The organism is Faecalicatena faecalis (genome assembly GCF_012524165.2).
GTDB classification, from domain to species: Bacteria; Bacillota; Clostridia; order Lachnospirales; family Lachnospiraceae; genus Faecalicatena_A; species Faecalicatena_A faecalis.
Map to the genome: position 1 here is coordinate 47,088 of NZ_JABACJ020000022.1, position 14,106 is coordinate 61,193.

Sequence of the window (14,106 nt, forward strand, 5' to 3'; positions counted from 1 at the left end):
GGGATGGCTGTTGATATTGAATTTCAAAAGAAACTGGGAAATTTTACACTGAATATGTGCCTGAAAAGTGAAAGCAGGAGGATTGGTATCCTGGGTGCTTCCGGCTGTGGTAAGAGTATGACTTTAAAAAGCATAGCAGGGATTGTGACGCCGGATGAAGGCAGGATCATGATAGATGGGAAGGTCGTTTTTGACTCTTCAAGAAAGCTGAATCTAAAACCACAGGCCCGCAATGTCGGGTATCTGTTCCAGAACTATGCCTTATTTCCGACCATGACGGTCAAGGCCAATATTGCTGCGGGATTAAAGGGGACGAAGCTGCAGAAGAGCCGGCGGGTGGAAGAGATGGTGAAAAAATTCCAGTTGGAGGGACTAGGAGACCGTCTGCCCGGCGACCTGTCAGGGGGACAGCAGCAGAGGGTCGCACTTGCCAGAATCATGGCATATGAGCCGGATGTCATCCTGCTGGATGAGCCATTCTCTGCATTAGATGTGTTCTTGAAAGACAGGCTGCAGCAGGAGATGATAGAAATTCTTTCGGATTATGCCGGAACGGTCATACTCGTTTCCCATAGCAGAGATGAAATCTACCGATTTAGTGATGAACTGTTGATCATGGATGCTGGAAATGCCATCTGTTTTGGAAAGACAAGGGAGATTTTCGCAGATCCACAATGGAAGGATGCTGCAAGGCTCACGGGATGCAAAAATATTGCAGAGATAAGGCGTCTGGGAGATCATATGATCGAGGTACCGAATTGGGGAATTACACTTCGTATGACAAGAACAGTTCCCCAGGATATACGATACCTTGGAGTACGCGCACATGATTTCGTGCCAATCTGGGGGCAAGAGGTAAAAAATAGCATTCCTGTAGAGGTCAGGAGCGTGGCAGAGCTGCAGTTCGAGAAGAAATATTTTCTAAAAGGTGCCGTGGAGGAGGCCGAGGAAATCTGCTGGTTCGTGCAGAGAGAGCTTTGGGAAGTGCTGGATCAGAAGGGAATGCCGGATTACCTGGGAATCCCGGAGGAGAAGGTATTGCTGTTGAGATGACGGGGGGACTTAAAACACAGACATTTGTTTTTGTGGACTGTTTATTTGAAGTATAGTAAACTAGGTTTAAAGAAAGGCAAAAGCGGTAGGAGCGGATGCAGGAGGAACCACAAGAATGAAGCTGTTGATTGCAGATGATGAAAAGCTGACCAGGGTCGGCCTTTATGAGAGTATACCCTGGAAGGAACTGCATATTGATGAGGTATATCTGGCAGATGACGGGGTACATGGACTGGAGCTTGTAAAAAGGCACCAGCCGGAGATTATCCTGTCAGATGTCCGCATGCCCCGCATGGATGGAATCACCATGGCAGAAAAAATACAGGAGCTATATCCAGATACCTGTATTATTTTTATGAGCGGATATTCCGACAAGGAATATCTCAAAGCAGCGATTAAGCTGAAAGCTATCAGTTATGTAGAGAAGCCGATCAACCATCTGGAAGTAAAGGAGGCCGTGGAGGAAGCGGTCCGAAATATCGAACGGATTCGGCGCAGCAGGCATTCAGAGCTTCTGCAGTATCAGGAGAAGAGCAGCAGACTTGCGCTCTATATCACCCAGGATGGAAAATCCCAGGAGGAGGCATTGCAGATACAAGAAGAGCTGCAGCTTCCGATTGGTGAGAGTACATACTTTACCACCTGTATTGTAGAATTTATGACACCGATTTCCGAGCTGCCTGGTCAAAAGCTTAAAAAGGCACTGGAGGAATTTGCGGGGGCCGCAGAGCTGCATAAATATAGAATCCTACATGCTTACAAGAGCGATTCCTATCTCTTGATTCATTTTTATAGCGATCATGCAGATTATGAGCAGGGATTTGAACGGTGCATTGAAATATTAAAAGAAACTGCAGGCTGTTTTGGAGATTTCTTCATTGCTGTCGGTAAAAGGGTCTGTGGAATCCAGAAAGCATATCTTTCTTATAATAGTGCGGCAGCGGCCCTTCAGAGAGGATTTTTTAATGAACTGAATACGGTTCTTAGGGAGGGAAGGCCGGAGAAATTTCAGGCGCTTTTAACGGATATGTCTCCCAGGCTGCGCCAGGTGATTTCATCCAAGGACCGCAGACAGGCCCTGGAAGTGGCGGATTCTGTGTATCAGAGTCTGTATGACTGCCGTACCATGCTGGCCGGCCAGGTCAAGGACATTTATTATAAGTATTTCATGCAGCTTGAGAATGCTCTGGACCGGAATCAGATTCTGTCAGAGAATAACGTGCCGGATGCGAATGACACAATATGGGGAAGAATCTCAAAATGTAAGACATTGAAGGAGCTTCACGAGATCTTCTGCCGCCAGATCGACGAATTATTCGATGCTTTGGAGGAGGGGGAACACGAGAATCCTGTCATCTTTAGAATCAAAGATTTTATCAGGAAAAATATCTCCAATGAGGCCTTGTCAGTCAAAGATATCAGCGAATACGCTCATCTGTCTCCCAGCTATGCCTGCACTCTGTTTAAGAATGAGACGGGGAAAACATTGAACCAGTATATTACGGAGTTCAGGATGGAGCTGGCAAAGCAGCTCTTGGAGGATTCACGTTATACCATCCACGAGATTTCATCCAGAGTGGGATATAGTGATGGGAATTATTTTAGCAAGACATTTAAAAAGGCAATGGGGCTTACCCCTTCTGAATACAGGGAGAAGATGTTAAGATGATAGGTCCGTTCCGAAAAATGACAAAATACTATACGGACGACATGGGGCTGAGGAAGAAACTGACGATTTCACATCTGGTAGTCGTTATCATTCCTCTGATTTTGGTGTCCATTTTTTTATATTCCAGCTTTTACGATATGGTGATTAAAAATATGATCGCATCGGAGCAGACCTTATCCGTACAGACCAGCGATACCCTCAAGGCAACGATCAGTCAGGCGGCTTATGCAGCGAACTCGATCCTGGACAGTCAGGTCACACGGGAGCTGTTCGGGGAAGAGGGGGATCTGTCTGTTGTGGAGAGTGTGGACGGACAGAAGATCGTCAACTACTATCAGACGATTTTAGCGATGATTGATGGGGAACTGATAACAGATATCCGTATCTATTATGATGCGCCCTATACCCGGCTATCAGACTTTAATATGCTGGAAACGCCAGTTTTTCAGCCGTTAGAGAAAATGACCAGCTCATATTGGTATGGAATCCTCAGTACTACAGCGGATTCTGCACTTTTCTGTCCTTCTCTTTACCTGTCTTTGACAGAAATTAGGGAGAATGGTGAACTGGCCTATATCACCCGTGTTCCTTATGGTGAGGGAAAGGGCGATGCTGCGTTCATTGCAGTCTATTTCTCCAAAGATAAGATTCAGAATATTTTAAGTCAGAATATCACAGTAAATGACAGTGCGGCCTATATTCTCAACGAAAAATCCACTTTGATCGCGGCCTCTGATGCGGCGTTGACTGGGGAGTATTTTACAGAACTTGACCGAATCAAGGAACTCACCCAGACGGAGAATAATTTCGTGACTGCACCTTTTCTCGAACAGAAGCTTTATCTGGGATATCATGTGATTGACAATAGTGACTGGTATATGATATCTGTGATTCCATCCAGTACGGTCATGCAAAAGGGAAAGGTGCTGATTTTTGAGTTCCTGGGGCTTTATTTAGTCGTAGTGATTCTGGCATTCATAGTGGCATACCGTCTGTCCGGCTCGATTGTAAAACGGATTTCTGCGGTGGTAAAGCAGATGCAGAAGGTGAAGCTGAACCGCCCGGAGCGGATTCAGGCGGTCCAGGAGACACAGGATGAGATCGGAGGGCTGGTCCACACTTATAACTATATGACAGACGAGATCAATACATTGATGGAGCAGCAGGAGAGGACGGCCAAAGAGCTGCGGCTCACAGAATTTGCCGCCTTACAGGCACAGATCAATCCGCACTTTCTATATAATTCATTGGATATGATCAACTGGCACACCCAGAAGGGGGAAAAGGAGGAGGCCGCAAAGGCGATTCAGGCGCTTTCTAAGTTCTATAAGCTGACCTTAAGCAAGAAGAATGCTGCAGTTACGATGGCGGTGGAACTGGAGCATGTGTCACTTTATGTGGAGCTCCAAAATATGCGCTATGATGATAAAATCGAGCTGTTGATCGATATTCCGCCGGATATGCTGGGCTGTATGATTCCGCGCCTGACCTTTCAGCCAATTGTGGAAAATGCGATCCTGCACGGAATCATGAGGAAGCCGGAGAAAGAGGGAAATATCGTAATTACAGGATGGAGAGAGGGAACGGATTTGGTATACCTCATTTCAGATGATGGTGTGGGGATGGAGCAAGAAGTGCTGAATCAAATTCTCACGGGGGAAGGTAAGAGCAGCAAAGGGACGAGGATCGGTGTCTATAACACGCACCGCAGACTTCAATTGTTATATGGGGAATCTTATGGGCTGACTTATGAAAGTACGGTACATCAGGGAACCGATGTGTATATCAGGATACCGGAAATGGGAGCAGATTATGAAGAGTATCATACGATGGAAAGCACTGACAGCAGCCTTCCTGGCAGCAGCGGGGATGCTGCTGATAATGGGATGCAGCAGGAAAGATGAGGGAAGGACTTACGCGATTGTTACGAAGTCTGCCCAGAATGAGTACAATGATCTGATTGTGCAGGGATTTAAAGAGGTCATAGAGGAAGAGGGCGGAAGCTGTCTGGTAGAACAGCCGGAATCTGCAACAGCCGAATCGCAGATCAGGATCGTGGAAGAATTGATCCAGCGGGAGGTAGATGCCATTGCGATTGCAGCTAACGACTCCGACGGACTGGAAAAGGTACTGGCAGAAGCCATGGAGAAAGGAATTCAGGTTTCCACGTTTGATTCGGATTCCAATGCAAAAAGCAGGAAGGTATTTGTGAACCAGGCCTTGGAGGAGGAAGTCGGAAAGGTTCTGATGGAGGCAGTCTATGATATGGCAGAACAGGAGGGGCAATGGGCCATCTTATCGTCCACCAGCCAGGCGGCCAATCAAAACGTCTGGATCAATGCCATGAAGGCGGAGGTCGAGAAGGAAAAGTACCGGGATATGCGCCTGGTCGACATTGTATACGGAAATGATGATTATGAGGTCTCTGTCAAAGCGGCTGAAAAGCTGCTTAAGGAACATCCTGACTTAAAGGTGATCTGTTCGCCGACCGCAGTCGGGATTAAGGCAGCCTGCCAGGTTGTTTCTCAGGCAGCGGACAGAGAGGTGAAGGTGACTGGATTGGGGATACCATCAGATATCGCTGAATATGTAGGGAATCAGGAAGAAGGAAAGCCCTGTCCCTATCTGTATCTTTGGAATCCCAGGGAGATGGGGCGTTTATCCGCTTATGTGTCCCTGAATCTGGTAGATGGAACCATATCGGGCGAGGTAGGGGAAACCTTTACAACGGCGCATAACGAAGAGTTCGTGATTACCCAATCTACCAACAAAGGCAGTCAGGTAGTGCTTGGGGAGCCCCTGTATATTGGCCCGGATAACATTGCATATTGGAAAGAAAAATTATAAGAAGAAAATAGAACCAAAAAATAGAAGGAAAAATAGAAAGAAAAATATTTTACCGGGTATCGAAATATTTTACGGTAGTTCATCTGAAAATCCAGTGTTAAGATTTGATTACATCAAAGAACGGACAGATTCGTTTGTAGGTTTTCGTTGTATATCATGAGGACAAGGAGAGGGAAGAAAGATGGATTACAGAGCAAAAGCAGCTGCCATACCGGCAGAGGACAGGCCCATAGCAAAGAAAAGATTATCCGGGCTTGGGAATTTCTTTGGTATTTATGGAGGAGAACATATTGCCGCGACAGAATTTGTCATTGGGGCGACCCTGGTTACATGGGGAGTCAAGGCGACAGATATTTTCATAGGTCTGATTATTGGAAATATTCTGGCAACCCTTACATATGCGCTGATCTGCGCACCGATTGCAGTTGACACAAGAGTTACATTGTATTCTTACCTGGGCAAGACACTGGGACCGTACATCCAGAAGATCTATAATTTCGTCTGGGGACTGGCATCTATAGCCATGGCAGCTTCTATGCTGACGGTATCGGCATCGGCCGTGAGAGAAATCTTCGGGATTGCCATTCAGACAGAATGGTATCCAACAGATATTAAGTTTATCGCAGTGGTCGTTGTGTTAGGAATCATCGTTACATTAGTTGCAGCAAATGGATTTGAAGCGGTGGCAAAGTTTTCATCTGTCTGTGCACCATGGATGATCGTTGTATTTGCAGCAGGTATTTTTGTAGGAATTCCACAGCTTATGACAGCTACAGGTGGAAGCGGAGTGCATTCCTTTTCTGACTTCATGACCCTTTTGAACACCAGTGTATGGAATGGTCAGGTGATGGAAGGCGGACAGAAGTTAAGTATCCTGCATGTCATCGGATTTGCATGGATGTGCAATCTGGCTTACCACGGTGGACTGAATGATATGGCACTTTTCCGTTACGCAAAAAGTGCAAAATATGGATTTGTTACTTCATATGGAATGTTCGTAGGACATTTCTTCGCATGGGGAAGCGCCGGAGTCATGGGAGCAACGGCAGCGATTCTTTTGAATCAGTCCCTTCTGGTATTGGATTCAGGAGCGATTACCAGTGTTGTATTAGGCGGGACAGGTCTGCTGGCAGTCATCATTGCCGGATGGACAACTGCCAATCCGAATATTTACCGTGCGAGCCTTGCATTCCAGACATTGTTTGGAAAAGTTTCGATAAAGAAGCTGACCTATGTGGTGGGAGTGGTCATGACAATTGCGGCCTGCTTCCCAATCACAGCGAATATTATGGTCATTGTAAATATTATTGTATTAGTGGTACCGGCTATCGGAGCAATCGTATTTGCAGAACACTGGATCATCCCGAAAGTCGGCGGCACCAGATACTGGTCTAAGTTCAAAGGCTGGAAGATGAACTATGCGGCATTGATTTCCTGGGGACTTTCTCTGGCGTTCGTAATCTTTGGAACAGTAACCAAAGTGATTCATTCCTATTTCCTGTTCCTGCCGACATACTTTATCGCCATGATTTCTTATGTGATTCTGGCAAACCTGATGGGTGCCCGTGCAGATTACAAAGAGCAGGAGGCAGAAGAGAAGGCAGTACAGATGGAGCTGGAAAAGCTGATCGAGGAGGAAGACGAAGAGCCGGAACGTGTGCCGAGATATGCGGCTGCACAGAAGACTGCGGCAGGGATTTCTTATGTGGTACTGGGTGTCTTGGCAGTGTTAACACTGGCGGTGTTCTTTTCCGAGGGCGTGACTGTTGAGATGTATAAGACCTTCTCCTTCCCAATCACACTTGTTTACTTTGCATTTGGTGGAATCGCTACTTACCTGAAGTACGGACTGACCGATGAGGTGGGAGAAAAGGCAAAGAAGCAGACGGAAGTGGATGAACTTGTAGGAGAGGTAGTACTGTAAATTTGGAGTTTGAGTTCGAAGAAATATTGTAGAAGAGGGAAGAATCCCCTAGGTTTAATAAAATATAGACCTGTACCATAACAGGATCAGAAGAAGTTCAGTGAAAAGAGAATGTCCTTTCACTGGACTTTTTTCTTTTGCAAAAAAGAATTCTTAATTGGATAATCCATGTTTTTGCCTTGATTTTCTATCCAAACGAAAATACATATATGATATCGTAAGTATATCGAAAGAAACATAAGAACAGGCTTCATCAAGGAGGGTAATTATGAATACGGAGGAACTTAAAGAAATCGCGGATCGTCTGAGAATGACGGCAGTCGATATGGTATACAAGGGAAAAGATGGTCATCCCGGCCCGGCGCTGTCTATTGCAGATATCGTAACGGTTCTGTATTTTGATAAGATGAAAATCGATCCTGATGCTCCCGATTGGGAGGACAGAGACAGATTCATACTTTCAAAAGGACATGCCTGCCCCATTTATTATGCGGCTCTGTCAGAAAAAGGATACTTTGGTGATAAGGTGCAGGATTTCCATTTAAGAGGACTCGGAAGCAAATTCCAGGGACATCCGGTCATGAATAAGACCAGAGGAGTCGATATGACATCAGGATCTCTGGGAAATGGGATTTCAATAGGAAGCGGTATGGCACTAGCCGGAAAGTATAAGAAGAAGGATTACTATGTGTATGTGATTACCGGGGACGGAGAACTGCAGGAGGGAATCTGCTGGGAAGGAATCAATACAGCAGCGGCTCATGAATTAGACAATTTGATTGTTTTCGTTGATAAAAATGGCTGGCAGAGCGGCGGTACGGTGGAAGGGACCATCGGTTCCAATAATATCAAGGAGAGATTTGAGGCATTTCAATGGCATGCACAGGAGATAGACGGACACAACATCGAAGCAATTCGGCAGGCGATAGAGGAAGCAAAATCGACGAAGGGAAGGCCGAGTGTCATTGTATGTGATTGTATCAAGGGCAAGGGCGTCCCTTATATGGAAAACAACAATGCATGGCACAAAGGGGTCCCGACAGAGGAAGAATATAAAATTGCGGCAGAGGCTTTGGGAGGTGTGAAATAATGGCAGAGTTTAAAGGAACAAGAGAGGCGTTTGCGCAGGCAGTTATGGAGCTTGCAGAACAGGATGACAGAGTCATGTTCGTTTCACCTGACTCCTTAAAAGCGATGCGTGCAGTAAAATTTGCTGAGCGTTTTCCAGAGGAATACGTAGAAGTTGGGATTTCAGAGCAGAATGCAGTCGATATGGCAGCAGGACTTGCGGCTTCCAGTCTGGTCCCGTTCGTAGCCACATACGGAGGCTTCTTGACAATGAGGGCATGTGAGCAGATGAGAACTTTTGTTGCATATCCTAATTTGAATGTCAAGTTTGTTGGAATTAACTCCGGTCTTTTAGGTGGAGAACGTGAAGGAGTGACCCATCAGTTCTATGAAGATTTAGGAATTCTTTCTAATATTCCTAACTTTACAATTTTAACGCCGGCAGATGGCAATCAGGCATATCATGCAGTGAAGATGGCATACGAGATTGATGGACCAGTCTATGTGAGGGCTGGAAGCGGAAGAGAGAAGGATGTATATCCTGAAAGTGCACCATTTAACAAAGAGGGGATTACCGTTTTAAGAAGATATGGAAATGATGCATTACTTTTATCGAATGGATTTGTTTTAGACAGGGTTCTTGAAGCCGCCGAGGTGCTAAAGGCGCAAGGGATTTTGGTCACAGTGGGGGATATCAATATCCTTTACGGAAAGAATCCTGAGGCCATCATAAGAGAAATATCGGCGAGTGAAAGAATTGTTACGGTTGAAGACCATAATATTAACGGCGGCATGGGGGCATACATCAGTAAACTTTCTGTAGAGAATGCTCCGAAAAGAATTACACGGCTGGGGTTGACCTCATTTGGGGAATCCGGGCCCGCTAAGGAGCTTGCAGACGCCTATGGATTGTCTGTAGAAAACATCGTAGAAACGGTGAAACATATAGGAAAATAAAATAGCGACAAAAGAAAGGAATGAGTGAAATGGAAAAAATAGTAGTAAGTGTGATAGGTGCAGGGGGCAAGATGGGGACAAGAACAAGCAACAATCTTGCTAAAAAGCCGGAGGCGTTTGAATTGCTGATGGTAGAAGCCTCCCCGGCAGGGATTCAAAGTATCAAAGAAAGAGGGTTTGAACCAGTCAGTGCCGAGGAGGCGCTGGAAAAATCAGATGTTGTTGTCTTTGCAGTTCCTGACACCTTGATTGGAAAGCTGTCAGCAGTCTATGTACCCAAGCTAAAACCGGGCAGCGGGTTCATCATTTTGGATCCGGCGGCAGCAGTTGCAAAGGAATTGACATTACGTGAGGACTGTACCTTTGGTGTGGCACATCCCTGCCATCCATCTTATTTCTTAGATCAGGATACATATGAAGCGCGTCAGGACCGGTTCGGCGGACTGGGAGGAAAGCAGGATATTGTCATGTCGAAGATCCAGGGAGATGATGAGCGGTTCGCGCAGTGCGTAGAGGTTGCAAAACAGATGTATGCCCCAGTGGAGCATGCTTATGTAATGACATCAGAACAGATTGCCTTTTTGGAACCGACGCTGGTAGAGCTGTTGGGAGCGACCTGCCTCTATGCTATGGCTGAGACCGTAGATGAGGCAGAGAAGAGAGGGATTCCCAGAGAAGCGGCAGTATCTTTTCTGACAGGCCATATTTATAATCTGTCTGCGAATTTTCTGGGTTATATTCCAGGCAACCCTCCGGTTTCAGATGCATGTAAGGTGGCAATCAGTCTGGGAAATCGTTTAGTAATGAGAGAGGATTGGAAACAGATTTGGGAGGATGAGGTTCTCGATAAAGTGATAGCAACAATGCTTCATCCAGAAAATCCACAGATCTGACAGGAGGGGAAGAATGAAAATTGTAGTATTAGATGGATATACGTTAAATCCTGGAGATTTAAGCTGGGAGCCTCTGGAGAGATTTGGGGAATGTACGGTTTATGACAGGACACCCTGGAATGATGATGATGAAATCATCCGAAGAATCGGAAATGCCGATATCGTATTCACAAATAAAACTCCATTATCCGCCAAGGTATTTGAGGCCTGTTCAAACATCTGCTATGTGGGGGTCCTGGCGACCGGTTATAACGTAGTGGATATTGAGGCCGCGAGGAGAAAGAAGATACCGGTCGTTAATATTCCTTCCTATGGATCGGCAGCAGTAGGACAGTTTGCGATCGCACTGTTGTTAGAAATTTGTCATCATATCGGACATCATAATCAAGCAGTACAGGAAGGCAGATGGGAGCAGAATCCAGATTGGTGTTTCTGGGATTATCCGCTGATTGAATTGGAGCATAAGACCATGGGGATTATAGGGTACGGCCGGATTGGTCAGATGACGGGCAAAATTGCGCAGGCACTGGGGATGGAAGTACTGGCATATGATTCTTTTCGAAATCCTGAATTAGAAAATGAGCATTGTCGTTATACGGATTTGAGTGAAGTACTGGAACAGTCCGATGTGATAGCGCTGCACTGTCCATTATTTCCTGAGACAAAAGGATTGATTAACAGGGAATCCATCCAGAGAATGAAAGACGGAGTTATCATCCTGAATAACTCCAGAGGTCCGTTGATTGTGGAAAAAGATCTTGCAGAAGCGCTGGAGTGTGGAAAAGTGGCGGCAGCCGGACTGGATGTTGTTTCGGTTGAGCCGATTCAGTCAGATAATCCACTTCTAAAGGCCCCCAATTGTTTGATAACACCTCATATTTCCTGGGCACCGCGAGAAACAAGAGAACGGCTGCTTCACATCGCTGCGGAGAATCTTAAGAGCTATATGAATGGGAAACCTGTGAATGTCGTAAATCTATAGACAGCTTTTTAGAGAAGCAAAGGAGAAAACTTGATTGAGATAACAGAAATTCTGATTAACTATCAGAATGCCCCCGTAGGAATTGAATGTGTAGAACAGGTGGGCTGGAAATTCTGTTCTAATAATAGGAATGTAAAACAGGCCGCCTATCAAATACAAATAGCAGGGGACTTAAATTATACGGAAATTCTATTTGATACCGGCAGAATAGAAAGTGGTGAGTCCGCCCATATTTCCCTTGTAGGGGAAACACTGAACTTAATCTCTTCTTATCGATATTCTATCCGTGTTCGTATATGGACTCAGGGTCAAAAATGCAGTGGATGGAAAGAAAGCAGTTTTGTGACCGGAATCCTGAATAGGGATGAATGGAGGGCGAAGTTCATTACGGCAGAGGATGAGAGTAAAAGTGCAGAAAGCCGTGCCTATTATTTTCGAAGAGAATTCCAGGTTCAGAAAGAAATCAAAGAAGCATTTGTACATGCAACAGCGCTTGGTCTTTACCACTTTTATATCAATGGCAGAAAGATTGGAGAAGATGAGTTTACACCCGGATGGACCTCTTACCATAAGCATCTTCTATACCAGACATATGAGATTACAGAATCTCTTAAAGGAGGAAGCAATACGGCGGCTGCCATGGCTGGAGCAGGCTGGTATAAAGGAGATGTGGGATCTCTAAGGGTGCGGAACCACTATGGAAAAAGAACTGCTTTCATGTGCCAGGTAGAGATTTTATATTGTGACGGCAGCAAAGACAGATTCTGGACAGATTCTGATTGGAAGGGCTGGCAGAGCCCGGTCCTCTTCTCTGAAATATATGATGGGGAATTATATGATGCCAGGCTAGAATGTAGTGGCTGGAACCAGAATGGATACGATGATTGTCAGTGGAAAGAAACTGACGTTGTTGAGGTTCCTATTGAGAATCTTGCAGCACAGGGGAGCTGCCGTGTGGGGAAAAGAATGGAGCTGCCTGCAAAAAGGATATTTTCTACCCCGCAGGGCGATACAGTCATCGATTTTGGACAGAATCTGACTGGATGGATTTCGTTCAGAATCCGGGGAAAAAAGGGAGATAAGATAGAATTAAATTGTTTTGAAACGTTGGATGCAGATGGGAATGTATATCTGGACAATCTGCGGACGGCAAAACAGACAGTTACTTATATATGCAGCGGAGAGGAGAACGGGTGGTTCCATCCCCATTTTTCCTTCCAGGGATTTCAATATGCCAAGGTTGCCTCCTATCCAGGGAAACCAGTAATTGAGGATTTTAGGGCGTGTGTGTTGTATTCAGATATGAAAGAAACTGGAAAGTTTACCTGTTCCAATCCGGATCTGAATCAGCTTTACCATAATATCGTATGGGGAATGAACGGAAACTTTCTGGATGTGCCTACAGACTGTCCGCAGAGAGATGAGAGGCTGGGCTGGACGGGAGATGCACAGATTTTCTGCAGGACGGCCACGTATCTGAAGGATACTTATACATTTTACAGTAAATGGCTGCGTGACCTGGAGGCGGACCAGACTTTCGAGGGAGGGGTGCCCCATGTAGTACCTGATATCTGGACAGGAAAGCCAGTGAAGGGAAAGATTTTTGAGAAAGGGACACATTCTGCAGCGGCCTGGGCAGATGCAGCGGTCATCATTCCGTGGACCCTTTATCTGATGTACGGAGATAAGGCAGTGATCCGGCGGCAGTATCGCAGCATGAAGGCTTGGATAGAGTTCATGAGGAGGCATTCCCGGAATAATATTTGGAACTATCAATTACAGTTTGGAGACTGGGTCGCATTGGATGCAGAGGAAGGCAGTTATTATGGCGCAACCCCGAATGATCTGACCTGTACAGCCTATTACGCCTATTCTACACATTTATTTTCAAAAATGGCAGGAGTTATCGGGGAGAAAGGAGATGAAGAAAGATATACCCGTCTTTATGAGGAGATCAAAGACACCTACCAAAAAACTTTTCTGGACCAAGAGGGCAGGCTTACGGTCAGAACTCAGACAGCACATATTGTTTCTCTTTATTTCGGATTGCTGCCGGAAAGTTCTATAGGCAGGGCCGCAGAGGATTTAATAGAACTTTTGAGAAAAGAAGGCGGGCATTTAGTTACTGGATTTGTAGGAACACCATATTTCTGTCATGTATTAAGCCAAAATGGATATACAAAAGAAGCTTATGAGCTGCTTTTGAAGGAAGATTTTCCATCCTGGCTGTATCAGGTCAAACAGGGAGCAACTACGATATGGGAGCATTGGGATGGAAAACGTCCAGATGGTACGATGTGGAGTCCAGCAATGAATTCATTCAATCACTATGCATATGGTGCGGTGGGAGAATGGCTGTACAGAGCTATGGCAGGAATTGAGGCAGTAGAAGAGGACCCGGGATTCCATACAGTCATTATCCGGCCTCATGTCGGAGGCGGGCTTACATATGTTAATGCGTCCTATGAAAGTATATATGGCAAAATCTATTCCGGCTGGCAGGTACAAAAAAGTTGTATCACGCTGACTGTCGAGATACCATGTAACACAACAGGGGTCATCTGTATCTGTGATGTAAAAGCATGGAAACAGACCGATGGACTTGTGTTTAAAAGAGAAGAGAGTGAATATCGAGCGGAAGCTGGGTCAGGTATTTACCAGATCGTATATATGATTTAATTAAATTCTTAAAACGGATTGGATACATTTACCA

General features: G+C 45.5%; 10 protein-coding genes. All 10 read left to right on the plus strand.

What is annotated here, in order from left to right; translation table 11 throughout:
* Window positions 1-3: 3 nt before the first annotated feature.
* The 10 genes from HGO97_RS18335 (at window position 4) to HGO97_RS18380 (ending at window position 14,072) form a co-directional block, all read left to right on the plus strand.
* A complete protein-coding gene (locus HGO97_RS18335) occupies window positions 4-1,053 on the plus strand; it encodes a sulfate/molybdate ABC transporter ATP-binding protein (RefSeq protein ID WP_216244382.1) in 1,050 nt (349 codons plus the stop codon).
* A gap of 115 nt (window positions 1,054-1,168) precedes the next feature.
* Window positions 1,169-2,722, plus strand: coding sequence for a response regulator (locus tag HGO97_RS18340; RefSeq protein ID WP_216244383.1), 1,554 nt, complete (start codon window positions 1,169-1,171; stop codon window positions 2,720-2,722).
* A gap of 17 nt (window positions 2,723-2,739) precedes the next feature.
* Window positions 2,740-4,626 carry a sensor histidine kinase gene (locus HGO97_RS18345; RefSeq protein ID WP_216244384.1) on the plus strand — a complete coding sequence of 629 codons (1,887 nt, stop codon included), beginning with the start codon at window positions 2,740-2,742 and terminating at the stop codon, window positions 4,624-4,626.
* On the plus strand, window positions 4,535-5,569 hold the full coding sequence (locus HGO97_RS18350; RefSeq protein WP_216244385.1) for a substrate-binding domain-containing protein: 1,035 nt from the start codon (window positions 4,535-4,537) through the stop codon (window positions 5,567-5,569). The genes HGO97_RS18345 and HGO97_RS18350 overlap by 92 nt, the downstream gene beginning before the upstream one ends.
* Before the next feature lie 181 nt (window positions 5,570-5,750).
* The gene (locus HGO97_RS18355; RefSeq protein WP_216244386.1) at window positions 5,751-7,493 is read left to right on the plus strand and encodes a purine-cytosine permease family protein; all 1,743 of its coding nucleotides are present in this window, start codon (window positions 5,751-5,753) and stop codon (window positions 7,491-7,493) included.
* Window positions 7,494-7,761: 268 nt separating this feature from the next.
* Window positions 7,762-8,583: a transketolase gene (locus HGO97_RS18360; protein WP_216244387.1), complete on the plus strand. Its 822-nt coding sequence runs from the start codon at window positions 7,762-7,764 to the stop codon at window positions 8,581-8,583.
* Complete coding sequence (locus tag HGO97_RS18365; RefSeq protein ID WP_216244388.1) at window positions 8,583-9,518, plus strand: transketolase family protein; 936 nt, start codon at window positions 8,583-8,585, stop codon at window positions 9,516-9,518. Before HGO97_RS18360 ends, HGO97_RS18365 begins: the two co-directional genes overlap by 1 nt.
* A 29-nt stretch (window positions 9,519-9,547) precedes the next feature.
* A complete protein-coding gene (locus tag HGO97_RS18370) occupies window positions 9,548-10,411 on the plus strand; it encodes a phosphogluconate dehydrogenase C-terminal domain-containing protein (protein ID WP_216244389.1) in 864 nt (287 codons plus the stop codon).
* A 13-nt stretch (window positions 10,412-10,424) separates the two neighbouring features.
* Entirely contained in the window at window positions 10,425-11,393 is a 969-nt protein-coding gene (locus tag HGO97_RS18375; protein WP_216244390.1) for a D-2-hydroxyacid dehydrogenase, read from the plus strand.
* Window positions 11,394-11,423: 30 nt separating this feature from the next.
* The gene (locus tag HGO97_RS18380) at window positions 11,424-14,072 is read left to right on the plus strand and encodes an alpha-L-rhamnosidase (protein ID WP_216244391.1); all 2,649 of its coding nucleotides are present in this window, start codon (window positions 11,424-11,426) and stop codon (window positions 14,070-14,072) included.
* The last annotated feature ends 34 nt before the right edge of the window (window positions 14,073-14,106 follow it).